Annotated in this window: 28 protein-coding genes; 17 read left to right on the top strand and 11 right to left on the bottom strand. The window is 71.3% G+C overall.

The window, feature by feature from the left end; all coding sequences use genetic code 11:
* The first annotated feature begins 26 nt into the window (after positions 1-26).
* Entirely contained in the window at positions 27-545 is a 519-nt protein-coding gene (locus AB0A90_RS19605) for an FxsA family protein (protein WP_357249499.1), read from the top strand.
* Between the two features lie 68 nt (positions 546-613).
* On the opposite strand, the gene AB0A90_RS19600 is transcribed toward AB0A90_RS19605, so the two are convergent.
* The 3 genes from AB0A90_RS19600 to AB0A90_RS19590 all read right to left on the bottom strand — a co-directional run bounded on the left by AB0A90_RS19600 (position 614) and on the right by AB0A90_RS19590 (position 3,803).
* Positions 614-955: an RNA polymerase-binding protein RbpA gene (locus AB0A90_RS19600; RefSeq protein ID WP_030489777.1), complete on the bottom strand. Its 342-nt coding sequence runs from the start codon at positions 953-955 to the stop codon at positions 614-616.
* A gap of 235 nt (positions 956-1,190) precedes the next feature.
* Positions 1,191-2,360: a hypothetical protein gene (locus AB0A90_RS19595; RefSeq protein WP_357249496.1), complete on the bottom strand. Its 1,170-nt coding sequence runs from the start codon at positions 2,358-2,360 to the stop codon at positions 1,191-1,193.
* Positions 2,361-2,411: 51 nt separating this feature from the next.
* Positions 2,412-3,803 carry an MFS transporter gene (locus AB0A90_RS19590; RefSeq protein ID WP_357249493.1) on the bottom strand — a complete coding sequence of 464 codons (1,392 nt, stop codon included), beginning with the start codon at positions 3,801-3,803 and terminating at the stop codon, positions 2,412-2,414.
* Between the two features lie 57 nt (positions 3,804-3,860).
* Between AB0A90_RS19590 and AB0A90_RS19585 the strand changes: the two genes are divergently transcribed.
* Genes AB0A90_RS19585 through AB0A90_RS19575 form a run of 3 tightly spaced genes read left to right on the top strand, consistent with a single transcriptional unit; the run spans position 3,861 to position 6,744 of the window.
* Positions 3,861-4,508, top strand: coding sequence for a TetR/AcrR family transcriptional regulator (locus AB0A90_RS19585; RefSeq protein ID WP_357249490.1), 648 nt, complete (start codon positions 3,861-3,863; stop codon positions 4,506-4,508).
* A gap of 56 nt (positions 4,509-4,564) precedes the next feature.
* Positions 4,565-5,923 (top strand): NAD(P)-binding domain-containing protein, encoded by a 1,359-nt coding sequence (locus AB0A90_RS19580; RefSeq protein ID WP_357249487.1) that lies wholly within the window; start codon positions 4,565-4,567, stop codon positions 5,921-5,923.
* Positions 5,920-6,744, top strand: coding sequence for an SDR family NAD(P)-dependent oxidoreductase (locus AB0A90_RS19575; protein ID WP_357249484.1), 825 nt, complete (start codon positions 5,920-5,922; stop codon positions 6,742-6,744). Before AB0A90_RS19580 ends, AB0A90_RS19575 begins: the two co-directional genes overlap by 4 nt.
* A 60-nt stretch (positions 6,745-6,804) precedes the next feature.
* On the opposite strand, the gene AB0A90_RS19570 is transcribed toward AB0A90_RS19575, so the two are convergent.
* Entirely contained in the window at positions 6,805-7,455 is a 651-nt protein-coding gene (locus tag AB0A90_RS19570) for a LysE family translocator (protein WP_357249481.1), read from the bottom strand.
* 224 nt (positions 7,456-7,679) lie between these two features.
* Between AB0A90_RS19570 and AB0A90_RS19565 the strand changes: the two genes are divergently transcribed.
* The gene (locus tag AB0A90_RS19565) at positions 7,680-8,165 is read left to right on the top strand and encodes a DUF1992 domain-containing protein (protein ID WP_357249478.1); all 486 of its coding nucleotides are present in this window, start codon (positions 7,680-7,682) and stop codon (positions 8,163-8,165) included.
* The gene (locus AB0A90_RS19560) at positions 8,144-8,752 is read left to right on the top strand and encodes a GNAT family N-acetyltransferase (RefSeq protein WP_357249475.1); all 609 of its coding nucleotides are present in this window, start codon (positions 8,144-8,146) and stop codon (positions 8,750-8,752) included. The genes AB0A90_RS19565 and AB0A90_RS19560 overlap by 22 nt, the downstream gene beginning before the upstream one ends.
* A gap of 3 nt (positions 8,753-8,755) precedes the next feature.
* On the opposite strand, the gene AB0A90_RS19555 is transcribed toward AB0A90_RS19560, so the two are convergent.
* On the bottom strand, positions 8,756-9,331 hold the full coding sequence (locus tag AB0A90_RS19555; protein WP_357249472.1) for a maleylpyruvate isomerase N-terminal domain-containing protein: 576 nt from the start codon (positions 9,329-9,331) through the stop codon (positions 8,756-8,758).
* A 65-nt stretch (positions 9,332-9,396) separates the two neighbouring features.
* Between AB0A90_RS19555 and AB0A90_RS19550 the strand changes: the two genes are divergently transcribed.
* The 4 genes from AB0A90_RS19550 (at position 9,397) to AB0A90_RS19535 (ending at position 13,047) form a co-directional block, all read left to right on the top strand.
* Positions 9,397-10,425, top strand: coding sequence for a helix-turn-helix domain-containing protein (locus AB0A90_RS19550; RefSeq protein ID WP_357249469.1), 1,029 nt, complete (start codon positions 9,397-9,399; stop codon positions 10,423-10,425).
* Positions 10,426-10,515: 90 nt separating this feature from the next.
* Positions 10,516-11,457, top strand: a complete 942-nt coding sequence (locus AB0A90_RS19545) for an ABC transporter ATP-binding protein (RefSeq protein ID WP_357249684.1) — start codon at positions 10,516-10,518, stop codon at positions 11,455-11,457.
* Between the two features lie 14 nt (positions 11,458-11,471).
* Positions 11,472-12,230 (top strand): ABC transporter permease, encoded by a 759-nt coding sequence (locus AB0A90_RS19540; RefSeq protein WP_357249467.1) that lies wholly within the window; start codon positions 11,472-11,474, stop codon positions 12,228-12,230.
* A 31-nt stretch (positions 12,231-12,261) separates the two neighbouring features.
* Positions 12,262-13,047 (top strand): ABC transporter permease, encoded by a 786-nt coding sequence (locus AB0A90_RS19535; RefSeq protein ID WP_357249464.1) that lies wholly within the window; start codon positions 12,262-12,264, stop codon positions 13,045-13,047.
* A 33-nt stretch (positions 13,048-13,080) separates the two neighbouring features.
* Here the strand turns inward: AB0A90_RS19535 and AB0A90_RS19530 are convergent, their stop codons facing one another.
* Complete coding sequence (locus AB0A90_RS19530) at positions 13,081-13,557, bottom strand: tetratricopeptide repeat protein (RefSeq protein ID WP_357249461.1); 477 nt, start codon at positions 13,555-13,557, stop codon at positions 13,081-13,083.
* A 100-nt stretch (positions 13,558-13,657) separates the two neighbouring features.
* Here AB0A90_RS19530 and AB0A90_RS19525 point away from each other — a divergent pair, with 100 nt between their 5' ends.
* Complete coding sequence (locus tag AB0A90_RS19525; protein WP_357249458.1) at positions 13,658-14,350, top strand: class I SAM-dependent methyltransferase; 693 nt, start codon at positions 13,658-13,660, stop codon at positions 14,348-14,350.
* Between the two features lie 17 nt (positions 14,351-14,367).
* On the opposite strand, the gene AB0A90_RS19520 is transcribed toward AB0A90_RS19525, so the two are convergent.
* Entirely contained in the window at positions 14,368-14,736 is a 369-nt protein-coding gene (locus AB0A90_RS19520; RefSeq protein ID WP_357249681.1) for a MerR family transcriptional regulator, read from the bottom strand.
* Positions 14,737-14,790: 54 nt separating this feature from the next.
* On the opposite strand from AB0A90_RS19520, the gene AB0A90_RS19515 reads away from it, so the two are divergent.
* The gene (locus AB0A90_RS19515) at positions 14,791-16,317 is read left to right on the top strand and encodes an MFS transporter (RefSeq protein ID WP_357249455.1); all 1,527 of its coding nucleotides are present in this window, start codon (positions 14,791-14,793) and stop codon (positions 16,315-16,317) included.
* A gap of 35 nt (positions 16,318-16,352) precedes the next feature.
* Here the strand turns inward: AB0A90_RS19515 and AB0A90_RS19510 are convergent, their stop codons facing one another.
* Complete coding sequence (locus AB0A90_RS19510; protein ID WP_357249452.1) at positions 16,353-16,787, bottom strand: nuclear transport factor 2 family protein; 435 nt, start codon at positions 16,785-16,787, stop codon at positions 16,353-16,355.
* A 92-nt stretch (positions 16,788-16,879) separates the two neighbouring features.
* Between AB0A90_RS19510 and AB0A90_RS19505 the strand changes: the two genes are divergently transcribed.
* Positions 16,880-17,497 carry a TetR family transcriptional regulator gene (locus tag AB0A90_RS19505; protein WP_357249449.1) on the top strand — a complete coding sequence of 206 codons (618 nt, stop codon included), beginning with the start codon at positions 16,880-16,882 and terminating at the stop codon, positions 17,495-17,497.
* A gap of 123 nt (positions 17,498-17,620) precedes the next feature.
* On the opposite strand, the gene AB0A90_RS19500 is transcribed toward AB0A90_RS19505, so the two are convergent.
* Entirely contained in the window at positions 17,621-18,145 is a 525-nt protein-coding gene (locus AB0A90_RS19500; RefSeq protein ID WP_357249445.1) for a MarR family transcriptional regulator, read from the bottom strand.
* Between the two features lie 61 nt (positions 18,146-18,206).
* On the opposite strand from AB0A90_RS19500, the gene AB0A90_RS19495 reads away from it, so the two are divergent.
* Positions 18,207-19,133: an EamA family transporter gene (locus tag AB0A90_RS19495; RefSeq protein ID WP_357249442.1), complete on the top strand. Its 927-nt coding sequence runs from the start codon at positions 18,207-18,209 to the stop codon at positions 19,131-19,133.
* Here the strand turns inward: AB0A90_RS19495 and AB0A90_RS19490 are convergent.
* Complete coding sequence (locus tag AB0A90_RS19490) at positions 19,108-19,971, bottom strand: NmrA family NAD(P)-binding protein (RefSeq protein WP_357249439.1); 864 nt, start codon at positions 19,969-19,971, stop codon at positions 19,108-19,110. The two genes, AB0A90_RS19495 and AB0A90_RS19490, sit on opposite strands and share 26 nt — an antisense overlap.
* Positions 19,972-20,056: 85 nt before the next feature.
* Here AB0A90_RS19490 and AB0A90_RS19485 point away from each other — a divergent pair, with 85 nt between their 5' ends.
* The 3 genes from AB0A90_RS19485 to AB0A90_RS19475 all read left to right on the top strand — a co-directional run bounded on the left by AB0A90_RS19485 (position 20,057) and on the right by AB0A90_RS19475 (position 24,420).
* Positions 20,057-20,788, top strand: coding sequence for a TetR/AcrR family transcriptional regulator (locus AB0A90_RS19485; RefSeq protein WP_357249436.1), 732 nt, complete (start codon positions 20,057-20,059; stop codon positions 20,786-20,788).
* A 197-nt stretch (positions 20,789-20,985) separates the two neighbouring features.
* On the top strand, positions 20,986-22,473 hold the full coding sequence (rox, locus tag AB0A90_RS19480) for a rifampin monooxygenase (protein ID WP_357249433.1): 1,488 nt from the start codon (positions 20,986-20,988) through the stop codon (positions 22,471-22,473).
* Between the two features lie 45 nt (positions 22,474-22,518).
* Entirely contained in the window at positions 22,519-24,420 is a 1,902-nt protein-coding gene (locus AB0A90_RS19475; protein WP_357249431.1) for a prolyl oligopeptidase family serine peptidase, read from the top strand.
* A 21-nt stretch (positions 24,421-24,441) separates the two neighbouring features.
* Here the strand turns inward: AB0A90_RS19475 and AB0A90_RS19470 are convergent, their stop codons facing one another.
* Positions 24,442-24,837, bottom strand: a complete 396-nt coding sequence (locus AB0A90_RS19470; RefSeq protein ID WP_357249428.1) for a cupin domain-containing protein — start codon at positions 24,835-24,837, stop codon at positions 24,442-24,444.
* Positions 24,838-24,857: the final 20 nt, after the last annotated feature.

The following is a 24,857-nucleotide window of genomic DNA, read 5'->3' as shown; positions in this document are numbered from 1 at the left end:
TGTCGCGGGAATGGCGATGAGGTGAGATGCGCCGAGGACTGAGGTTCGTGCCGTTGGCCCTGTTGCTGGCGGTGGTGCTGGAGTTGGCGGTGTTCGTCGGAGTCGGACGGGCGCTGGGGTTCGGGGCGGCGGTGCTGCTGGTGTTCGCCGCGTCCCTGCTGGGCCTGGTGCTGCTGCGCCGGGAGGGGATGCGCGCCTGGCGTGGTTTCCGCTCCGCCGCGGCGGCCGGGCAACCACCGGGTGGGCAGGTGACCGACGGGCTCGTCGGGTTGGGCGGCGCCCTGTTGCTGGCGGCGCCCGGGCTGGTCAGCGGGCTGATCGGGTTGCTGCTGCTGGTGCCTCCGGTGCGTCGACTGGCCCGCGCGGGGGTGCGACGTGCCACCGAGCGGCGGGTGTCGTCGATGGTCGCCGGTGACCTGTTCGGCCCCCGCACGGTGCGGGTGCGCCAGGGTGCGCCGCAACCGGCCCCGCAGCCGCAGCAGCCGGTGGTCGTCGACGGCGGTCGGGCCATCGAGGGCGAGATCATCGAGCCCGGTCGCCAGTAGCCTCAGCATCACACGCGGACACGACGGCGCCCCCGGGATGATCCCGGGGGCGCCGTGTGTCGTGCGGCTCAGGCGCGGCCGCGGCGGGTCCGAACCTCCTGCAGACGCTCCTCGAGGATGTCCTCGAGCTCGGCGATCGAACGCCGCTCCAGCAGCATGTCCCAGTGGGTACGCGGCGGCTTGGCCTTCTTCTGCTCCGGCTCGTTGCCGTCGACGAGTCGGGCGACGCTGCCATCGAACTTGCATTCCCAGGTCATCGGGACCTCGGCGTCGACGGCGAACGGCACCTCGAACTGATGGCCCTTGGCGCAGAGGTACTCGCGGGTCTGACGCGGCGCGAGCTCCGTGTTGCGGTCGGATTCGTAGCTCACCGCGCCAAGGCGGCTTCCGCGCAGCATACGCTCGCCCATGATCGACTTCCCCTCGTTCGTGGTGCTGGTCTTCTGGGTGTAACGGCGCGTTCCCGTCGAGCCATTCCCGCCCGAGGGCGTGAGGCGTCCACGGGTGGGGCCGCGACCAAGGGTAGCCGGCCGGGACACGCACCCAGCCGGGTGATCCCCAGGCCTGTCGCAACGGGGGTGTGGATCCGCTGCCACCGGGGAGGTTAACCGCCCGGGGGCGGCGGAAGTTGCGCCCCCGGGCGGCTCAACCGGTCGTCGGCACCGAGCCGAGCCGGGCCAGCGCCGCCGCCAGGTCGCTGACCTGGTCACCGAGCTGCGCCACCCGCTGCTGAGCCAGGTCCCGGCCACCTTCAGCCGCGTCGAGTCGTACCGTCAGGGCGGTGACCTGGCTCTCGGCGGTGGCCGCCGCCTGCCGGGCGGCGGTCAGCTCGGCGGTGAGCCTGTCGCGCTGGGCTTCGGTGGCCGCCAGTTCCGCGCGCAGCCGGGCCGCCACCTGCGCGACCTCCTGCCGGGCGTCGTCGACCTCGCGGGCGGCGACCTGGGCGCGCTCGCGGGCCCGGTCGGCCTGCTCCCGCGCGCGGGTGGCGTCGGCGGCTTCGGCGCGGGCGCGCGCGGCGTCGGCGCGGGCCTGCTCGATCTGGCGGCGCACGTCCTGCACCTCGGCCTGCCACCGGCCGGCCCGTTCGGTCGCGTCGGCGGCGACCCGGGTGGCTCGTTCGGCGTCGGCGCGGACCGCGTCGCGTTCAGCGGTCAGGTCGGCCGCCCGCTGCCGCTCGGCGTCGCGTTGCGTGCGCAGGTCCCGCACCTCGGCGCGGGCCTGGTCCCGGTCGCGTTCGGCCTGGGCGCGCAACGCCTCGGCGGCACTGACGTCGTGGCGGGCCTGGTCGCGGGCGGCCTCGGCGTGCCGCGCCCGCTCGTCGGCAGCGGTGGCCTGCTGGTGCGCCCGCTCGGTGGCCTCGGTGGCCTGCTCGGCGCGTCGCCGGGCCTCGTCGGCGTCGGCGAGAGCCGTGCGGGCCTGCTCCCGGGCCCGCGCCGCGTCGGCGGCGGCGGCCTCGGCGTCGTCGCGGGCCTCGTCGCGTTCGGTCTGCGCCGCCGCGACCCCGGTGGCGGCCTCCGCGCGAGCCTGGGCGATCTGGCGCTGCACACCCACCGGTGACAACTCGGCGTGCAGGGACTCGGTCAACGTCTCGACGATCTGGTCGAGGCGGTCCACCGCCTCCCAGGTGCGGGCCACCTGCCCCGGCAGGCCGGGGGCGTTGCGGTGGCGCATCCGGCTGTTGCGGGAGGCGCGCTGGCAGGCGCCGTCGTTGTCCCGGCAGTACCGAAACGGTCGGCCCGCGCCGACACGCTGCGGCACCGGCAGTCCACAGTGGGCGCACGGGCGGGTCTCGGTGGTGGTGGGCTGGGCGTCCATCGAGGTGGCAGTCTAGTGCCGGGCGGCGCCGCCCGGCGCACCGCGGCGGGGTCAGCTCGCGGCGCGGGCGCTCGCGTCCAGGGTGTAGCGGCGTTGCAGCAGCAGCGCCGCGAGCATCGCCACCGCCGGCAGCACCCCGAAGCCGTAGCGGACCGCCGCCAGCGCCGCGTCCGGCTGCGTCGGCGACTCACCGGCCGTCGAGGCCACGAAACCCCCGACGGCCAGGCACAGCGCGTACGCGTACGGACCCAGGGCCGCGCCGGTTGCCTCGGTCGCCGTCCACACCCCGGTGTAGGTGCCGGCGCCCGTCGGTGCGGCGGCACCGGTGCTGTCGGCGGCCGGTGCGCGGTCGCTCGCGGCGGCGCGGATCACGTCGGGCAGCATCGAGAAGGGCAGCAGTTGCATGCCCGCGAACGCCACCCCGAGCACTGCCACCGCGCCGATCAGCACCGGTAGTCCGGCCGGGCGACCCACCGCGAGCACCAGCGAGCCGAGGGCGAACGTGCCCTGCGCGCCGAGCAACGCCCGCTGCTTGCCGACCCGGCGGGCCACCACCAGCCAGGCCGGGGTCACCAGCAGCGCCGGCGCCACGAACGCGGCCACCAGCACCGTGGTCAGACCGGGCGCGCGCAACTCGTACTCGGCGTAGTAGGGCACCCCGGCGAGCACCAGGTGGGTGGCGGTGGACATGGCCAGGTACGCGGTCACCAGCCAGCGGAACTGTCGGTCGCGCAGCGCGGTGCGCAGCGCCCGCCACCCGCCGTGCCCCGCTCGCGTGGGGTCCGCCGCGCCGCCGCGCAGTCGGGCGATGCCGGCGACACCGACCAGCATGGCGGCCAGCATGCCGGCGGCGAGGACCACCCCCATCCGCTGGTAGCCGCCCCGGGTCGCGGCGTCGCCGCCGGTGAGCAGCGGGGCCAGCAACCCGGAGAGCAGGATCCCCAGGGTCAGCACGACCATCCGGAACGCCATCAGCCGGGTGCGTTCGTCATAACCGATCCGCAGGTCGGCCGGGGTGGCCAGGTAGGGGACCTGGTAGGCGGCGAAGAGTAGATTGCCGGCGACGAAGAACATCGCCACCCACGCGGCCGCCGGCACGCCGGTCAGGCCGCCGGGCACCGCGAAGAGCGCGGCGAACGCGACCGGCAGGGCACAGCCGAGCAGCAGCAGGCGACGCCTGTCGCCCCGGCGGGTCTGCTCGACGTCGGCGCGGTGCCCCACCCAGGGGTGCAGCAGCACGTCGGCGATCTTCGGCAGCAGCAGCGCGAGGCCGGCCAGCCACGGCCCGACCGCCAGCACGTCGGTGAGGAAGTACAGCAGCAGCAGGCCGGGAACTGTCACCCAGACACCCATGCCGAGCGAGCCGGCCGCGAAGCCCGCCAGGGGGCCACGGGCAAGTGTCGCGTCGGTGGCGGCCACGGGCCGCCGGTCGAGCCCGGTCATCGCCGCATCCCCTCGGTAATCCAACGGTTGCTGGATTCTAGGGGCAGAATGGCGGCCATGACCATGCCCCGCCGCCGTCCCGGTCGGCCCCGCCGCGACGAGACCCGGCCGACCCGCGAGGTGGTGCTCACCGCGGCGACCGCGCTGTTCGCCGAGCGTGGCTTCGACGCCGTCGGGCTGCGGGAGGTCGCCGCCGCCGCCGGGGTCGACGTCGCCACGGTCGCGCACCACACGGGTACGAAGGCGGCGCTCTACGACGCCTGCTTCGCCCGGGTCTTCGCCGCCGAGCAGGAGGTGCTCACCCACGCCGCCGAACAGGCCCGCGCGGCCCTCGACGCGGGGCCGGACGCCTCCCGGCGCGCGCTGCACGACCTGGTCGACGTCTTCGTCGACTTTCTGGAGGACCGCCCGGAGACCACCGCGCTGTGGCTGCGCCGCTGGCTGGAACCGCAGCGGCACGACGAGCTCGACAAGCGGTACGCCGAGCCGTTGTACCGGCTGGTCGCGGAGCTGCTCACCGCCGCCGCGGCGGCCGGGGCGCTGGCCGAGCCGACCCCGCACATCACCGTCCGCAGCCTGGTGTGGGCGACCCACGGTCACGTGGTGGCGCTGGCCGCGGGTGCGCCGGGCGCTCGGGAGCGGCGTGAGTTCCGCGCGTTCGTGCATCGCCTGCTCGTCGGCCTGTACGGACCGTCGACCCCTTGACGCGTCGCCGCCGCGCGACGATTATCCAGCAGACGTTGGATTAAATGGGGGCGGCGATGGGTGTACCACCCAGGGTGGCGGTGATCGGCGCTGGCGCGGCCGGGCTCGCCGCCGTCAAGGCACTGCGCGACGCCGCGGTGCCGGTGATCGGCTTCGAGGCCGCCGACCAGGTCGGTGGCCTCTGGGTGTACGGGGCGCCCGACTCGCCCGCGTACCGCACGCTGCACCTGAACACCAGCCGGGGGCGTACCCAGTTCGCCGACCACCCGATGCCCGGCGACTGGCCCGACTACCCCGACCACCGCCGGGTCGCCGCCTACCTCGCCGACTACGCCGACCGTTTCGGGCTGGGCGAGGACATCCGGCTGCGACACACCGTCGAGCAGGTCACCCGGGACTCCGCCGGCACCTGGACGGTGACCGCTCGCGGGCCGGACCGGTCGGTCGAGGTCACCGTCGACGCCGTGGTCGTCGCCAACGGGCACAACCGGGTGCCCCGGCTGCCCGACCCCGCGTACCCGGGCACCTGCACCGCGGAGCAGATCCACAGCCACGACTACCGGGGCCCGGAGCAGTTGGCCGGCAGGCGCGTCCTCGTCGTCGGTGGCGGCAACTCCGCGATGGACATCGCCGTGGACGCCTCGTACGCCGCCGCCCGCACCCTGCTGTCGTTGCGCCGGGGTGTCTGGGTGGTGCCGAAGTACCTGCTGGGTCGCCCCTCGGACACTCTCAACGGTGCGCTGGCCCGCCGACTGCCGTGGCGGCTGCGCCAACGCATCAGCCAGACGATGCTCAGCGCCACCGTCGGCAGCCCGGCCCGCTACGGGCTGCCCGCGCCGACGCACGGTCTCCTGCAGGACCACCCGACGCTCTCCGACGGGCTGCTGTCGCGGCTGACCCACGGCGACGTCGAGGCCCGACCCGGCGTCACCGCCCTCGACGGCGACCGGGTCGAGTTCACCGACGGCCGCAGCGACAGCGTCGACCTGATCGTCTGGTGCACCGGCTACCGGGTAGAGATCCCGTTCCTCGACCCGGCGCTGCTCGGCGGTGGCGCCGACACCCTGCCGCTGTACCGGCACGTGTTCCACACCGACGCCCCCGGCCTGACCTTCGTCGGCCTGATGCAGTCCACCGGGTCCGCGTTCCCCCTGGTGGAGGCGCAGGCCAAGCTGATCGCCGCGCAGCTCGCCGGCCGGTACGCGCTGCCGGACCCGGACCGACAGCGGGCCACGTGCCGGGCCGAGTTGCGGGCCGCGACCGCCCGGTGGGGCCAGCGCCGCCCGGCGATGCGCGTGGACTTCGACGCCTACCTGGCCGACCTGGCCCGCGAGTTGACCGCCGGCACTCGCCGCGCCCGATCCGGTGCCGCCGCTGCGACCGCTACGGCCTCCTCGGTCGGGGTGCAGCAGTGAGGGCCAGCGCATTGGCGGGCCGTCGGGTGCTGCTGACCGGCGCGAGCGGAACCTTCGGCCGGCATCTCGGCGCGGCCTTCACCGCCGCTGGCGCGCACGTGGTGGGCCTCGACCTGCGCGCGCGCCCCGACGGCGACCTGCCGGTGCTCGGCTGCGACCTGACCGACCCGGACGCCGTGGCACCGGCCGTACGAGCCGCTGTCGACCGGCTCGGCGGGCTGGACCTGCTGATCAACAACGCCGGTGTCGGTGGTCCCGCCCCCGCCGAGTTGCCACCCGACGAGGTGGTCCGCCGACAACTGGAGGTCAACCTGCTCGCCGCCTGGCGGACCACCGCCGCGGCACTGCCACCGCTGCTCACCGCGCGCGGACGAGTCATCTTCGTGGCCAGTCGGATGGCGGTGCTGCCCCTGCCGCTCGCCGCCGCGTACGGAGTCAGCAAACGGGCTCTGGTCGCGTACGCCGACGCGCTGCGCCACGAGGTGGGCACACACGTCGGGGTGAGCGTGGTCTACCCGAGCATGGTCGTCTCACCCATCCACCACAGCACCGCCGAGGCCGGCCTGTCCCTGCGGCGGGTGTCCCGCCCCGAGCCCGTGGAGGGGGTGGTCGCGGCGATCCTGCGGACCGCCACGGCCCGGCGGGCACCCCGCGACGTGGCGACCACGACGCGCGGTCGGCTGGAGTTGGCCGTCGGCCGGCACGCGCCCGCGCTCGCCGATCGGCTGGTCCGTCGTACCCTCGCCGCCCGGCTCGCCGCCGGTGACCTGGACGACGCGCCGCTGGCCGCCGGGATGGTCCGCCGCCACCGGGGGCATTGACCGCCTCGGTCCGGGCGTGGCTCTCGGTGGTCCGCCGCGACCGTGGCAGCGACCGTCCGGTCAGGGCGTGGCGACCGCCGCGCGGGAGCGGTCGGCGGCGATCCGGACGGCCAGCGCGGCCAGGGCCGTCCCGGTCACCCACCGCTGCACCCGCAGCCACCCCGGTCGGCGGGCGAAGAACCCGGCCAACGAGCCGGCGCTGAGCACGATCAGCGTGTTCACGAACAGCGCCACGGTGATCTGGGTCAGGCCCAGCAGCAGACTCTGCGCCGCCACCTGCCCGCGCGCCGGGTCGATGAACTGGGGCAGCACCGACACGTAGAGGATCGCGATCTTCGGGTTCAGCAGGTTGGTGATCAGACCCATGGTGAACAGCCGCCGGGGCGGGTCCGGCGGCAGCGGCGTCGGCGTGAACGGTGAGTGCCCACCCGGGCGCAGCGTCTGCCAGGCCAGCCAGAGCAGGTAACCGGCACCGGCCAGCTTCACCACCGCGTACAGGGTCGGCACCAGCACGAAGACGGTGGCCAGACCGGCGACCGCCGCCGCCAGGTACACCCCGAAGCCGGCGGCCACCCCGAGCAGTGAGACCAGGCCGGCCCGACGGCCCTGGGCCACCGAGCGGGACACCAGGTAGACCATGTTCGGGCCGGGCGTGAGGACCAGCCCCAACGCCACAAGCGCGATGCCCAGCAGTGCCCCCGTGCTCACCACGATGTTTCCCCCGTTCGTCAGCCCCGTACCGACGGTAGGCGGGGCGACCGTGTCGACCGAGGGCCACCTCGCAGGTCGTGGCCCTCGAATCGGACACCTGGGCCGAAACCACCTCGGCCGGTCGCCGCCGGGAATGGTCACCGTCGCGGGCGCGCTGACCCCCTACGAGCGCGCGTCGCCGGGCGGAGGCGGCGCGTTACCGTGGCCAGGGGAGGTGCCGCAGAGTGACCGATGCGTGGGAAGCGGCCGTGGAGGCGCAGATCCGGGGAGCCGTGCAACGCGGCGAGTTCGACGACCTGCCCGGCATGGGCAAGCCGATTCCCGGCCGGGGAGCGCCGTACGACGAGTCGTGGTGGATCAAGAGCTTCCTGGAACGGGAGGCGCTGCCCAGCGACCTGCTCCTACCCACCCCGCTGCAACTGCGCCGACGTGTCGAGCAGGTCCCCGACGAGGTCCGTGACCTGCCCACCGAACAGGCCGTCCGTGACTTCGTGGGTCAGTTGAACACGCAGATCGTGGCGTGGCTGCGCAACCCCGACGGCCCCCGCGTGGCGGTGCGTCCGGTCAATACCGACGAGGCGGTACGCCGCTGGCGCGCCGAGCACGCCCCGCCCAGCCTCCCGACGCGGACGACCGACCGGGTGACCGTCGTCGCGCCACGCCGGCCGCGTCGCGCCTGGTGGTTGCCGTGGCGCCGCCGGTCGCGCTGACCCGCCTGCTCGGCCGTGCCCGGCACCGGCAGACTGTGCGGATGGTGATCGACCCACGAACGTCCGGCATCTCCTCGGTGCCGGGCCTGGCCCTGCGTCCCTGGGCGGACGACGATCTGGACGCCCTGCTGGACGCGTACCGGGATCCGGTGTTGCGTCAGTGGACCCGGCTGCCGGTGACCAACCCGGCCGAGGGCCGGCAGTGGCTGGAGCGGGTGCGAGAGGACTGGGACGCGGGTCGGCGGTACAGCTTCGCGGTCGTCGAGGACGACGACGCGGACGGGCCGCGGCTGGTGGCGAACGTGGTGCTCAAGCGGGTCAGCGAGGATTGGCCCGCGCCCGAGGTGGGTTACTGGACGGCGGCGTGGGCGCGCGGGCGCGGCGTCGCTCCGCGGGCGGTCACCGCGCTCAGCCGGTGGGCGTTCGACAGGTTCCCCGCGCTGGAGCGCCTCGACCTGCTGCACCAGGTGGACAACGTGGCCTCCTGCCGGGTGGCCCAGAAGAGCGGCTACGTGTTCCAGGAGGTGCTGCCCGCCCGGCCGCCGTTTCCGCTGGACGGTCACCGGCACTCGCTGAGCGTCGACTAGCGGTCAGCTGACCGCCGCCTGCCACACCCACGAGGTTCGCCGCGCTCGGCCGGGCAGCTCACCGCGGCCGGTCATCCAGAGCAGCACCTCCGGTGCGGCGCCGCTGGGGGCGTCCGGGAACAACCGCCGCAACACCAACGCGCTCAGCCGCTGCGGCGGCTGCCACGGCACACCGAGGCCGACGCTGATGTCGTGGGTGTGCAGCAGGATCTCGGCCACCCCCATCGCGGCGAAGCCGGCCGGGTCGCAGGGACCGTAGTGCCAGGCCCGCGCGTCCGGCGGGGCGGAGTCGACGGCGGCGGCGAGCAGCCCGGCGCAGGCCCGCGCCACGGTGAGGGTCTGCGCCGGGCTCGCGTCGGGGGAGACCCGCAGGTCGTACGGCAGGTAGCCGTCCTCCGGGCGGCCGGTGACCTGGCCGGCGTACGCGAGCAGGTCGTGTGCGACGTGCGCGGCGGTGGTCCAGCAGTTCCAGGTCAGCGGCCCGGCGGGCACGGACCAGTCGCGCTCGCGGTGCGGGTGCAACACCCGGGTCATCTCGTCGGCCGCTTGGAGCACCTCGACGCCGGTCACCGCTGACATTCGTCGACCTGCCGGACAGCATCGGAAGACGTGGGAATTTCGTCGTCAGCAAGGAGATTCGTCGCATGCAAGAATCCATTCTTGCATGCGGGGAGGCGAGTGGAGTGTTGCCCAACCTGCTGGTGGACACGACGGTGTTGGCACCGGCGGACAGGTTCGAATTCTGGCATGCCCTGGTCGCCCAGGAGACAGCGCCGGCGCACATCAGCAGTGCCCAGCTGGACAACTTCGTCGCGTACGCCCAGGCGATCGATCTCGGTCCCATCCGGCTGACCTCGCTGCGGTACCCGTCGCTGGACTCGACCCGGCCCGCCCAACTGGTCCGCAGAGCCGAGGCGGACGTGTATCAGCTCGCCCTACCTCTGACGGGCCGCAACGTGTTGACTCAGGACCGCAACGAGTCCGCGTTCGAAGCCGGGAATCATTTCACGCTGCTGGACACCGCGCGGCCGCACGTGGCCCGGCACAGCGCTGACGGCCCCGGTCTCGCCGCCACGATCACTGTGCAGATACCCCACGCGGCGCTACCTTTCGCGCCGGACCTGCTGCGCCGTCTGCTGGCCATGACGATGCCGTCGCACCTCGGCGTCGGCGGGTTGTTGGCCAACCACCTCCGGAGCGTCGCGGCGCAACCGGAGCAGTATGGGCAGGCTGACGCCGAGGTCCTGGGCCGGGTGGCACTCGACCTGCTCACCGCCATGCTCGCTCAGCACCTCGATGTCGAGGGCACCCTGTCACCGGAGGCCCGGCACACCGCGCTGCGCGCCCGCGTCGTCGATTTCATCGATCGTCATCTCGGCAGTGCCGAGCTCAGCCCTCGTAGCGTCGCCGCCGCCCACCACATCTCGCTGCGGTCGCTGCACCGTCTGTTCGAAGGGGAGACGACGACGGCGGCCGAACTGATCCGCGTCAAGCGTCTGGAACAGTGCCGGCGTGATCTCGGGAGTCCGCTGCACCTCCGGCAACCGGTTCATGCCATCGCCGCCCGGTGGGGGTTTGCGGACAAGGCCCACTTCAGCCGCCTGTTTCGTGCTCGCTTCGGACTTTCACCGCAGGCATACCGGGCCGCCGCCCACCAGCGCTCTCGTTCGTAAATTTCATCTGCCTGATAAAATCTTGCAGGCCGATGTTGATTTTCGTAGGCTGCCCTGGTGATCGATCAGCCCCTGGTTCAGGCGAGGCAGTTGACCAAGGTCTATCCACCGCGTGGGTCCACAGCGGAGTTCCGCGCGGTCGACGGCATCGACTTCGAGGTCCAGCGGGGGGAGTCCTTCGGGCTGCTCGGCCCCAACGGCGCCGGCAAGTCCACGACCATGCGGATGATCGCCGCGACGTCGCCGATCAGCGGCGGCAGCCTGCGGGTGCTCGGCCTGGACCCGACACGACAGGGGCCGGAGATCCGCGCCCGGCTCGGCGTCGTCACCCAGGACGACTACCTGGACAACGAGCTGACCGTCCGGGAGAACCTGCACATCTACGGGCGCTACTTCAGCCTGCCCCGGGCCGTCATCCGGGACCGCGCGACCCGACTGCTGGACTTCGCCCAGCTTCAGGAGAAGGCCGGCGACCAGGTGGAGACGCTCTCCGGCGGTATGCGCCGACGCCTGACCATCGCCCGTTCCCTGATCAACGAACCTGACATCCTGCTCCTCGACGAGCCCACCACCGGCCTCGACCCGCAGGCCCGGCACATCCTGTGGGACCGGCTCTTCCAGCTCAAGCAGGAGGGCGTCACGCTCATCCTCACCACCCACTACATGGACGAGGCCGAGCAACTCTGCGACCGGCTCATCGTCGTCGACCACGGCCGGATCGTCGCGCAGGGCTCACCCCGGGACCTGATCACCAGGTACGCCACCCGGGAGGTCCTCGAACTGCGGTTCCGCCTCGACGACCGGGACACCGCGACGGAGAAGCTCCGGACGTCGGCCCTGGCCACCGACGGCAACGACACCGACGGCCGTGTCGAGTCGCTTCCCGACCGGGTGCTCGTCTACACCGCCGACGGTGAGGCCGCCCTCGCCGCGGTGCACGCCATGTCGCTCACGCCGCTCACCGCCCTGGTCCGTCGCGCGACGTTGGAGGACGTGTTCCTCACGCTCACCGGCCGATCGCTCATCGAGTAGCAGAGGAGACCACGGTGTCGCAGGCATTCGGATACTGGATGGTCCGCTACCGACGCACCTGGCGTGGCTCGATCGTGATCAACGTACTGAACCCGCTGCTGTTCCTCATCGGTATCGGCGCCGGCCTGGGCGCCCTCGTCGACGACAACGCGCCGGCCCAGATCGCCGGCGTCTCGTACGCGGCGTTCTTCGCCCCGGGCATGCTGGCCGCCGCGGCGATGCAGAACGCGTTCCTGGAGGGGTCCGGGGGAGTTGCCCGGGCCGCGGGTTTCGGGGCGTACCGCAGCGCCACCCCGACGCCACTGGGCCCGGAGCAGCTCGCCGCCGGGCACCTGCTCTTCATCACCTTCCGGGTGCTCATCGCCAGCGGCGCCTTCATCGTGGTGATGGCCGCGTTCGGGTTGGTCGGAGGCTGGTGGGCGCTCGGCGCCCTGCTCGGCGCGACACTGACCGGGGTCGCGTTCGCGGCACCGGCCGCCGCGTGGGCGGTCGGGGTACGCAAGCTGCGCCACATCGACACGGTGTTCCGCTTCGTCATCATGCCGCTCTACATGTTCTCCGGCACGTTCTTCGCCGTCTCCCAGCTGCCGGAGTGGATCCGCCCGGTGTCCTACCTGCTGCCGCTGTGGCACGGGGTGGAGCTGTGCCGCACCCTCAGCCTCGGCACCGCGACGATCACCGGCAGTTCCGTCCACATCGCCTACCTGCTGACGCTGGCCGTCGGCGGCTTCCTGGTCGCCCGGGTCACCTACCGGCGACGGTTGCACCCGTGACGGCCCACCCACCGAGTCCCGTGGAGACAGCATGAGCACCGTCGTGGTCGTACCGGCCTGGACGCGACGTCGCGCGTTCGCGCTCGTCGAACGCAACTTCATGATCTACCGTCGGTCGGTCACGCCGCTGCTCAACGCGCTCGTCGAACCGATCCTGTACCTGCTGTCGATCGGCGTCGGCGTCGGGATGCTCGTCGGCGCCGTACCCGGGGTCGACGTCCCGTACGCCGTCTACGTGGCCCCGGCGATCCTGGCCACGACCGCGATGAACACCGCGTTCAACCAGACCAGCTTCGGTGTCTTCGCCCGGATGAGGATCGAGAAGACCTACCAGGCGATCCTGCCGACGCCGCTGTCCGTCACCGACATCGCCGTCGGCGAGGTCACCAGCGCGATGATCAACGCGTTGCTCACGTCGATCGGATTCCTCATCCTCATGGCGGTCGGTGGGCTGGTGACCTCGGCGTGGGTGCTGCTGGCCCTACCCGCGTCGCTGCTGATCGCGTACGCGTTCGCCGCGGGCGGGCTGGCCGTCACGACGTACCTGCGCGACTTCCCGGACTTCCAGTACATCCAGCTCTTCATGCTGCCGATGTACCTGTTCGCGACGACGTTCTACCCCCTGTCGGTCTATCCGGAGGCGGTGCGACCCCTGATCCAGGCGCTGCCGCTCTACCACAGCATCGAGCTGGTCCGCGAACCGACGTTGGGTCGGCTCGGCTGGGACCTGCTGATCCCGGTCGTCTACCTGCTCGCGTTCGGGTCGATTGCGATGATCGTCGCGACCCGTCGCATGACCCGGATGATGTTGCGCTGACGGTGCGGCTGGGTTGGGTCGGTCCGCTGGTGGTCACCGCCTTGCGTCGGTCGGGTCGTCCGCGGCGAAGTCGCGGACGGCGGCACGGATCGCCTCGCCGTACGGGTCGTCGGGCAGGTGCGCCAGGTGTTCGCCGGCCCGAGCCAGGTGCTCGCGGGCCTGGGCGGGGTTACCCAGACGCCGGTGGCAGTCGGCCAGGTTGAGATACAGCGACGGCAGGAACGCCCGGACCTGGAGGGAGGACAGGTAGCGCTGGGCGCGTTCGTCGGTCAGGTCGGACACCGCGGCCAGGGCGCGCTCGTCCCAGGTCAGCTCCGCCTCGGTGGTGTCCTGGAGATCGGCGAGGTAGTGGGCGAGGGTGCAGCGGTGGAAGGCGTCGCCGGTGGGGCCGATCTCGTCCCACAACGCGGTGAGGGCGTCGCGGGCGGGACCCTTGCGCCCTGACCGGCCGAGCTGCACCGCCTCGCCGATACGGGTCATTGTCGGGTCGGGTGTCGGGTGGTCGTCCATGCCGCCGATGCTCGGGCCTCGACCCGGTCGAGGGTCAAATCAGCTGCGCCCTGGTCGATCTCGGTTGCGGTCCGTGCCAGCACCCGGGCACGCTTCCCGGATGCCCGCAGCCCACGCGTACCACGACCAGGCCGGTGACGTGTTCGCGGCGCACGCCGCCGACGGTCCGCACAACGCCTACACGGACCGACCGGCCATGCTGACGCTCGCCGGCGACGTCGCCGGTCTCCGGATCCTGGACGCCGGCTGCGGTGGCGGGCACTACGCGGTCGAGTTGGTCGACCGGGGAGCCGAGGTGGTGGCGGTGGACGGCAGCGCGACGCTGGTCCGGCACGCCCGGGCACTGCTCGGCGACCGCGCCGACGTCCAGCAGCACGACCTGGACGGCCCGCTGGAGTTCGCGGCCGACGCGTCGTTCGACGGAGTCGTCTGCGCGCTGGTGCTGCAACACCTGACCGACCGCGCCGGGTTCCTCGGGGAGGTGCGGCGAGTGCTGCGGCCGGGCGGCTGGTTCCTGCTGTCGACGACCCACCCGACGTCGGACTGGCGGTACTTCGGCGGATCGTACTTCGACGAGAGCTGGGTCGAGTTCCCGGTGGCCGACGGGATCACCATGCGCTTCCAGCGGATGACCATCGAGTCCCTGGTGACCGAGGTGCTCGACGCCGGGTTCGTGCTGGAGCGGCTGGTCGAGGCGCGGGCGGTCGAGACGCTGCGCGCCGTCAACCCGGAGCGCTACGAGCGGCTGACCGAGCGCCCGAGTTTCGTCGCCCTGCGCGTACGCCACCCCTGACGACGCGCACCCTCTGGTCACGCTCGGGAGACCTCTGGCGGGGCGGAGGAGATGACGCCGTCGAGGACATCCCGCACGGCCCGCAGGTCGTCGATGGCGGCGGTGAGGCGTTCGCGTTCCCGATTGAGGTCCACGAGCAGCTCCGGGCAGTCGATGATCAGGCGGTTGCCGTCCGTGCCCATGCAGGGCAGCAGATCGGCGATCGTCGCGGTGGACAACCCGGCGGCCAGCAGCGTGCGGATGTGCGCCACGGTGGCCACGTCGGACTCGCGGTATTCCCGGTAGCCGCTGGGGCGGCGTTCTGGTCGCAGCAGATTCTGCTCCTCGTAGTAGCGCAACAGTCGGTGGCTGACGCCGGTACGACGCTGAAGCTCTCCGATTCGCATGTGCACGCCTAACTGCTTGACTCTCACATCGATGAGAGAGTTTAGCCTCGGCCCATGACCACCAACCACGCCGATCAGGCCGCATCGACCGGGGCTGCGCCACGCCAATGGCTCGGCCTGGCCGTGCTGGCCCTACCCACCTTCGTGCTGTCCATGGACGTGACGGTGCTCTACCTGGCTGTACCGCACCTCGCCGTCGACCTGCGTCCTAAGGGCACCGAGCTGTTGTGGATCACTGACATCTACGGATTCATGATCGCTGGCTTCCTCGTGCCCATGGGGGTCCTGGGGGATCGGATCGGACGGCGCAGACTCCTCCTCGTCGGCGCGGCGGTGTTCGCTGCCGCATCCATACTCGCCGCCTACTCGACGAGTACCGGCATGCTCATCGCCACGCGCGCCGTGTTGGGCGTGGCCGGCGCCACGCTGATGCCGTCCACCTTGGCGTTGCTCAGCAACATGTTCCAGCAGCCACGGCAACGCGGCGCCGCGATCGGCATCTGGGCGGCCTCGCTGTCCGCAGGAGTGGCGCTCGGACCGCTGGTGGGGGGAGCGTTGCTGGACTGGTTCTGGTGGGGCGCCGCCTTCCTGATCGCCGTACCGGTGATGGTCCTGTTGCTGATCGCTGGGCCCTGGCTCCTGCCGGAGTTCCGCGATCACCGGTCGGCCCGCATGGATGCCGCCAGCATCGCGTTGTTCCTCGCCGCGGTGCTGCCGGTCGTCGGCGGGATCAAGCAGCTTGCCAACTCCGGCGCCACACCAGTGGCCGTTGCCTTCATCGCGTGCGGACTCGCCGCCGGTCTGTCGTTCTGGCGGCGGCAACGACGGCTCAGCAATCCGATGGTGGACGTGGGTCTGTTCCGCGACCGCAAGTTCGCCACGACGATAGTCACGCTGATCCTCGGGCTCGCCTCGGTCGCTGGCGTCTATCTGTTCGTCACCGTGTACCTGCAGTACGTGGCTGATCTATCCGCGTTCGAGGCGGGATTGTGGCTGCTGCTACCGGCGGTGGCGATGACCGTGACATCCATACTCGCGCCGCGGCTGGCCCAGCGCTGCTCCGCCAGTGTCATCGTGTGCGGCTCGCTTGCGCTCTCCGCGATCGGGTTTGCCCTGATCACACAGCTCGACGCCGGATCGGGCCCGGTCCCCCTCCTGGCCGGCATCACCGTGGTCTACCTCGGTCAAGGTCCGATCATGGCGTTGGGCACCGATCTCGTCGTCGGTGCGGCACCTCCCCGCAAAGCCGGCGCGGCTTCGGCTCTCTCCGAAACGAGCGTCGAACTGGGACTCGCGCTCGGCGTCGCGCTGCTCGGCAGCCTCGGCAATGCCGTCTACCGGCAGCACCTCACCGTGCCCGACGCGCTGTCAACGGCAGCCGCGGAGACCGCTCGGCAGTCGGTCATCGACGCCGCCGCCATCGCGGGTCAACTGCCCCACGGGCTGGCCGGTGACCTCACCCAGGCCGCCCGGGAGGCGTTCGCCATCAGCCTCAACCACGTCGCGGTCGCCGCCGCGACGACAGCCGGTCTGCTCGCACTCCTCACCATCACCGCACACCGACACCTGCCGAAACGGTAGGCGGGATTGCGCTGGCGGGCCGCGTACCGTTTCGCCTACCCGACCCGGCCAGTCGGTCGGGCCCTGACACTGGCCAGCGCCTCGACCAGGGGCAAGGGGTTGAGGTAGTCGCGATAGGACAGAATCTGGCCATTGCGAACTCTGATGACCGCGATCACCGTCTGCTCGAAAGGCTGGCCGGTGACGACGAGGTTGCCGTACGCCTCGTACTCCACGATGACGACCTCCGGGTCGGCGGTCTCGTGTAGCACCACGTTGCGGTATTCGTCGAACGTGACGAAGGTGCCGGCTGTCTCCGTGAGATGACGGCGAATCTCCGCACGCCCTCGCAGTCGAGCGGGCACGCCCGGCGGTCGGTAGGGCCACTCGATGTATCCGTCCGGCGCCATCAACGCCACGAACGTGTCGATGTCGACCTCGCGGCCGGCCCGCAGCACCTTCTCGACGACAGTGCGAGACGAGGTTGTCATCACGACCTCCCGGCCAGCATTGATTGAACAAGCGTTGATTGAACCAGCGTAGAACGAACGAGAGAGCCGGTCAACAACCGTAGAATGACCAGGTGACCGAACCGAGCCCGCGGTTGACTCGAGCCCAACAGCGCCGCCAGACCGAAGAGAGCATCCTGACGGCGGCCCGGCAGATGTTCGCCGAACTCGGCTACGAGCGCACCACGATCCGTGCCGTGGCCAGGGCGGCCGGGGTCGACGCCGGCCTGGTGATGCACTACTACGGCACCAAGGACAACCTCTTCTCCCGTGCCGCCGAACTGCCCGCCGACGAGCTGCCGGCCGCCGATCTGCCCAGCGGCGGGGATGAAGAGATCGTCGACGTCCTGCTCACCTCGCTCGCCAGCCGCCTGGACGACGAGCCGGTCGCCTCACTGGCGGTCCTGCGGTCCATGCTCACCAACAGCGAGGCCGCCGAGCGGTACCGGGCCGCCGCCGAGCCCCAGCTCAGCCAGATCACCACCGCGATTCCGACCGAGGACGCCGAACTGCGCGCCAGCCTGCTCAGCGCGATCGTCCACGGCGTGATCATCGAGCGTTACCTGCTTCGACTCGGCCGACTCGCGGACGCTTCACCCGATGAGATCATCGAGCTGCTTCGTCCGTGCTTCCAGACGTTGGCCACCGCCGAGGTGCGGCCGTCACCGGTCCGGTCTGCCGGCGCGAACTGAGCCGCGACCCGAAGGGCTGCGCACGGCACCGCGCGGGTTGCCGGTCGCTGGCCCGGCAAACCGTCTCGCGCAGGTGTGGGGGACCCTGAGCACTTCGGGCACCGTGCCGGCGCGCCGGTCGGGTCACTCGCTGTCGGACGGACGCAGATCTTCCACGTGGGAAGTCCAGGTGGTGAGCAGTCCCTCAAGTGCCTTGGTCTCCGCGGTCGTCAGCACGCTCAGCAGGCGGCGCTCGTTGCGCATGTGGTCGGTGAATGCCTGGTCGATCAGTTCGCGACCGGGCTGGGTGAGGGCGACGATCCGGCCGCGCTGGTCGTCGTCGGAACGGCGGCGGGTGACCAGTCCGGCCCGCTCCAGGCTGTCGATTCGCTTCGTCATCGCGCCGGTGGTGACCATGGTGTGTGCGGCGAGTTCGCCGGGCGCGCGCTCATAGGGCTCACCGGCGCGGCGCAGTGCGCACAGGACGTCGAACTCTCCCTCGCTGAGTCCGTAGCGGCGGTAGACGAGGCAGAGTTCTTCGGTGAGGTGGTCGGCCAGGCGATGCAGCCGACCGATCACGCCCTGCGGGGAGATGTCGAGGTCGGGCCGCTCGCGGCGCCAGTCGGCCTGGATGCGGGCCACGCGGTCCAGCGGTTGCGGGTCGTCCATGTACCCCAATATAGCTTCGGAGGAAGCTATATTGTCTTCCGTGGAAGCTAAATTGCGATGGGTGGCCCTGACCGCTGTCGCACCGGTGGCCTGGGGCGCGAACTACTACGTCACCCATGAATTCCTGCCACCCGACAGCCCTCTCTACGGAGCCGCTCTGCGGGCGCTGCCCGCCGGCCTCGTCCTGCTGGGCCTGTGCAGGCAGCGACCGCGCGGTGCGTGGTGGTGGCGTTCCGCGGTGCTCGGGCTGCTCAATGTGAGCGTGTTCTTCGTGCTCGTCTACGCCGCCTCGCAACTCCTCCCGACGAGCATCGCCTCGACCGTCATGGCGCTGTCCCCGCTGGCCATGATGCTCATCGCCTGGGCACTCGTCTCCGAGCGCCCAGGCATCGCGCACCTCGCCGGCGCCGCGATCGGGCTCGGCGGGGTCTGCCTCATGCTGCTCACGGGGGCGGGACGAGTGAGCACGCCGGGAGTCCTCGCCTCGGCCGCGGCGATGCTCGTGTCGGCCTTTGGCCACATCCTGACCAAACGGTGGAACAACACCGGTGCCGACGTGCTCGCCTCGACCGCCTGGCAACTAACGGCCGGAGGGCTGTTCCTGCTGCCTGTCGCCGCAGCCGTGGAGGGCCCACCGCCCGCGCTCTCCGCGCCGGCACTTGTCGCGTTCGGCTACGTCACAGTCGTCGCCACGGCGCTGGCATTTGTCGCCTGGTTCACCGGGCTGCGGCACCTGCCCGCGGGGACGGTGGGCCTGGTCGGGCTGCTCAACCCTGTCACCGGCGTGCTGCTCGGCACGGCATTGGCCGGAGATGTGCTCACAGTTCAGCAGTTGTGCGGGCTGGCCCTCGTTCTGGTCGGAGTCGTCCTGGGGCGGCCCACACCCGCAGGACGACGCGATGGTGGTCGGACTCCTCCCAACCCGCACCCGACAAGTGCCCCGCCCGCTGAACTGGTGCCCCTCAGGCCTGGGCGGCGATGGCCGTGAGCACCGTGCGGGCGGACGTCGGACGGTGACCGATGAGGGCCTCCAGTGTCGGGTCGGTGACGGCGAACTCGCCACGGCGAGCCGCGCGGTACATGCCGAGGGTGAAGTCCGCTGCCGCCGCGGGCATGCCGCGTGCGATGGCGGCGGCCCGCCACTGGTCGTCATCCACGACGACGCGCCTGATGGTGCGGCCCGTCACGGTGCTGAGGATGCCCGCCACCGCCTCGAGGTCGAGCATCTCCGGCGCGGTGAGCGGGGCCGTGACCCCGTCGAGTACGCCGTCCTCGGCGAGGGCGATGGCCGCGGCCTCGGCGAGGTCGGCGTGTGCGGTCCAGGAGACCGGACCGTCCGCTGGTGCCACGAGCTGACCGGTGTCGAGGGCCGTACCGATGGCGAAGCCGAGCGTGCTCGCGTAGAAGCCGTTGCGCAGGGCGGTGAAGGGAACACCCAGTCCGGCCAGATGCTCCTCGGTCTCGGCATGCGTGTGCTGGGCGGGGAAGAGCGAATCCCTGGCCGCCGCCTGGTGGCTGGTGTACAGCACGCGCTTGGCCCCGACGGCGTGGGCGGCGTCGATGGCGGCGCGGTTCGCGGTGATCGCACCGCTGCCGCGAATGGCGGCGGACACGACGAGGACCTTCTCGGCGCCCTCGAAGGCGTGTTGCAACGTGGTCGGTTCGGTGAAGTCTCCGGCGCGGACCCGTACGCCGCGCGCGGCGAGACCCGCCGCCTTGGTCACGTCGCGCACGCTGACGCCCACGGTGTCGGCGGGCACCCGCTCGAGCAACCGGTCGACGATCTGGGAGCCGAGCTGACCGGTGGCACCGGTGATGACGAACATGATGGGCACTCCCTGTTATCGACGTTATCGTGGCAACGTTAGCAGTGATAGTACGAGGATAACAAGTTTCTGTTAGCATTGATCCATGACTGCGGCGCAGGACACGGCATCCCGAGACGACGTGCGGCTCGGCATCGTCACGGCGGCCAGCCAACTGCTGCGGGAGAAGGGCGCGAACGCGGTGACGACGCGGGCCGTCGCCCAGGCGGCCGGTGTGCAGGCGCCCACCATCTACCGCCTCTTCGGCGACAAGGACGGCCTGATCGATGCCGTCGCGGAACACGTCATGGCGACCTACGTCGCCGCCAAATCCGCCGTGGTGCAGGCCGCCGAGGGAGATCCGGTAGCGGACCTGCGGCTCGGATGGCGGGTGCACATCGAGTTCGGCCTGGCGAATCCCGAGTTGTACGCCCTCATCGGCACTCGGGAGGCCGGGAGGGCGTCGCCGGCGACGGCTGCCGGCATCGAGGTGCTGCGCACCCGCGTGCGGCGACTGGCCGCGGCCGGCCTGCTGGGCGTCGACGAGCGGCGTGCGCTCATGATGATCCACGCCGCCGGCAACGGAACCATCCTCGCCCTCCTGGCGACACCTCCGCAGGAGCGCGACAGTGGTCTGGGTGACGCCATGTTCGACGCCGTACTCAGCAGCATCCTCGTGAGCGCTCCAGCGACACCCGACACCACAGTGAGCGCGGTGGCGGTCACCTTCGCCACGGTGGTGCCCGACCTTCCGGGGCTCACCGACGCCGAACGCGCGCTCATGACGGAGTGGCTCCACCGATCGTTGACCGCGCCCCGCGGGCCAGCCCGAAGGTGATCGCCTGGCGCGGAAAAAGCATTGGACGCGATGATGCGCGCCTTGTAGTTTGCGCCTGACCGTGACAGCACCCGAGGAGGTGAGACCCATGACCGCTGTATCGATATGGGTGCTCCCCATCCCGTCATGGCCGGGCGATTGACGTAGGTGTCGCCGGGAGCGCCTCGCCACCAAGGCACTCTCGAAGGGCAACACCTATGCGTTCTCCGCAATTCACCACCGCGCAGCCGTCTGCCAGCCGGGCCGACCGCGCACCCCTCACCTTCGATGTGATCATCGTGGGATGTGGACCGACCGGAGCCATGCTGGCCGCCGAGCTACGGCTGCACGAGGTGCGGGTACTCGTCCTGGAGAAGGAAACCGAGCCCGCGTCGTTCGTCCGCATCGTCGGTCTGCACATGCGCAGTCTTGAGCTGATGGCGATGCGTGGACTGCTGGATCGCGTCCTCCCGCACGGGCGACGGCGTCCAGCTGCCGGCTTCTTCGCCGCCATCGCCAAACCCGCGCCCAAGAACCTGGACTCCGCGTACGCCTACCTGCTGGGAATCCCGCAGCCGGTCATCGTGAACGTGCTCGAAGAACGCGCGCTCGAACTGGGTGCGCAGGTACGGCACGGGTGCGCGGTCACCGACGTGCAGCAGGACGACGAGGGTGTGACAGTTCTGCTGGCCGACGGGGAACGGTTGCGGTCGCGCTACCTCGTCGGCTGCGACGGCGGGCGCAGCACCGTACGAAAACTGCTCGGTGTCGGCTTCCCCGGTGAGCCGACACGCACCGAGACGCTGATGGGCGAGATGAAGGTGGGCATGCCCCCGGAGGAGGTCGCCGCCACGGTGGCCGCGCTCGGCGAGGCCCCACAACGGTTCTGGCTCCGGCCTTTCGGGGAAGGGGTCTACAGCGTGCTGGTCCCTGCCGCGGGAGTCAGCGACCGCACGGGACCACCCACCCTCGAGGACTTCCAACAGCAGTTGCGCAGCATCGCCGGAACCGATTTCGGCGTCCACTCTCCGCGCTGGTTGTCCCGCTTCGGTGACGCCACGCGGCTCGCCGAACGTTATCGGGTCGGGCGGGTGCTCCTGGCCGGCGACGCGGCGCACATCCACCCACCCATCGGCGGACAGGGCCTCAACCTGGGCGTCCAGGACGCGGTCAACCTGGGCTGGAAACTGGCTGGGCGGATCCGCGGCTGGGCGCCGGATGAACTGCTGGACACCTACCAGGCCGAACGCCGTCCGGTCGCCGAGGACGTGCTGGACAACACCCGCGCCCAGACGGAGCTGCTGTCCACCGAACCGGGTCCACGGGCCGTGCGTAGGCTGCTCACCGAGCTGATGGACTTCGACGAGGTCAACCGCTACCTGCTGGAGAAGATCACCGCGGTCGCCATCCGCTACGACTTCGGCGAGGGTCCCGATCTGCTCGGACGCCGCCTGGGTGACGTCGCCCTGAAACAGGGCAATCTCTACGGTCTGCTGCATCGCGGCCGCGGCCTGCTGCTGGACCGCACCGAACGCCTGAGCGTCGGCGGCTGGTCAGACCGGGTCGACCACCTCGCGGATCCGACCGCTGACCTCGACGTTCCCGGCGTCCTGCTGCGCCCCGACGGGCACGTCGCCTGGATCGGCGACGACCAGGAAAGCCTGGACGACCACCTTTCCCGCTGGTTCGGCACGTCCACCCACTAACGTCGCTTCTTGATCGACTCGATCGACACCGGGCAGACTGATCACATGACAGGTCTGACCGCCGAGCTCGTGGTCGATGGTCGTACCCCGCAGAGGCCGGCGCTCGCCCCGGACGGGCGCCGGCTCTGCTACGTCCTCGCTCCGACCAGCCGGACCGATGACCACCTCGACACCGAACTCTGGCTAGTCGACACCGACGGCGCCGTCGCGTCGCACCGGGCGACCGCCGACACCGCGACCGAGTCCGTACCACGCTGGTCGGCCAACTCGACGACCCTGTTCTTCCTGTCCGACCGCGCCGTCCGTGGCACCCCGCAGCTACACGCCCTCAACCTCTCCGACGGCACGTTGACCACGGTGACCAGCTGGCGCACCGGCGTCATCGACCATCTGCCGCTCGCCGACCCCACCCTGGTCGCTCTGCTCGCCGAGGACGAACCCACCGGGCCGGACGCGCGCCGCGCCCGGGACCGCGACGACGCGATCGTCGTGGGCGAGGGTGAACCGCGTGCCCGGTTGCGTCTGCTCGACCTGCGCACCGGCCGGATCACCACCCCGAACGTGTTCGGTGACCGGCACGTCGTGGAACTGCGGCAACGTCCCGACGGGGGGCCACTTGCCGTGCTGACCAGGGCCAGCGCCGACAACGACCACGGCCCGCGCAGCGGCCAACTGCACCTGCTCGACCCCACCACCGCAACCGTGGAGAACCTCGGGCCGGTCGGGGTCGACGCACAGTCGCTGGCCTGGTGGCGGGGCGAGGACGGCTGGCACCTCGGACACCTCGCGCTCACCCCACCGGGTCTGCAGGCCGGCACTGCCGTGTTCGACCTGGCCGTGGACAGCCGCGTCCTGCGCAACCGCACGGCTGGTCTACCGATGTGCCCCACCGAACTCTGCCAGACCGACGCCGCGCCGTTGGTGGTGTGCGCTGATGGCCTGAACACGACCCTGGCCCGACTCGACCCCACCGGCCTCACGACCCTGTCGCAGCACCCGGGACGCCTCGACAACCTGACCACCACCCCAGCCGGTGCGGTGATCGCCGTCCTTACCGGGACCCGCTATGAACCGCCGAACGTCCACGTCGGACCGCCAACCGGGGCGCTGCGAAGGATCACCAACACGCGCCCGGAACTGGACGGCGTCGCACTCGGCACGCAACAACCGTTGGCCTACCGGGCCGCCGATGGCCTCGACCTGGACGGCCTGCTCGTCCTGCCGGTCGGAAGAACCGCAGCGCAGGGTCCGTTCCCGCTCATCACGATCGTGCACGGCGGCCCGTACGACCGCTACGCCGATCGGTGCCAGTTGTTCTGGTTTCCCAGCGCGCAGTGGCTGGCCGCCGCCGGCTACGCCGTGTTGTTGCCCAACCCGCGCGGTGGTCAGGGCCATGGCCACGGCTTCGCCGCCAGCGTCGCCGGCCGGGTCGGACAGCAGGAGTGGACGGACATCCTGACCGGCATCGACCTGCTCGTCGCCGAGGGCATCGCCGACCCCGACCGGCTGGGCATCGCCGGCTGGAGTCACGGCGGCTTCATGTCCGCCTGGGCCGTCGGCCAGACCGACCGTTTCCGCGCCGCGTTGGTCGGCGCCGGCGTCGTCGACTGGGGCATGCTCGCCGCAACGGGGGAGAACGGCCAGTTCGAAGCCGCACTCGGTGGCAGCACCGGCTGGTCCGGCACCGGACCACACCCACACGACGCGGTCAGCCCGATCTCCTTCGCCAGCCACATCCGCACTCCGGTGCTCATCCTGCACGGCGCCGAGGACACGAACGTTCCCCTCGGACAAGCCGTGTACCTGCATCGCGCGCTGCGCCACTTCGACGTCGAGCACGAGTTCGTGATCTACCCGAGAGAGGGCCACTCGATCCGGGAACGCCACCACCAGATCGACGTCCTGCGCCGGACCCGCGCCTGGTTCGATCGCTGGCTGCGGCCCTGACCGGGGGGCACGTGGACGGGATCACCGCAGGTCGTACCCAGTGGTGGTGTCGACGTGGTCGGGCACGGGGTCATGGTGGTCGCCGACGGTGAGGGTGCCGGTGGGTTCGAACATCAGGATCGCGGCACCGTCCGCGGAGGAGGGTCTGTGGTCGGTGCCGCGCGGTACGACGAACACCGACCCCTGTGGCAGCACCACGGTTCGTTCCTGCTCGCCCGGTAGGCGCAGGGCGATGGTCAACTGCCCGGACAGTACGAGGAAGAACTCGTCGGTGTTGTCGTGGCGGTGCCACACGTGCTCGCCAGCGACCTTGGCGATGCGTACGTCATAGTCGTTGACCCGCGTCACGATGCGCGGGCTCCACAGCGCCTCGAAGGTGGCCAGGGCGGTGGACAGCTGGACCGGTTCGCTGATCATGGCTGTCATCGTGGCCGATG

It is taken from the genome of Micromonospora sp. NPDC049204 (genome assembly GCF_040647935.1).
Taxonomy (GTDB): Bacteria; Actinomycetota; Actinomycetes; order Mycobacteriales; family Micromonosporaceae; genus Micromonospora.
The sequence above is the reverse complement of the archived record's forward strand: the minus strand, read 5'-3'. Positions and strand labels throughout refer to the sequence as shown.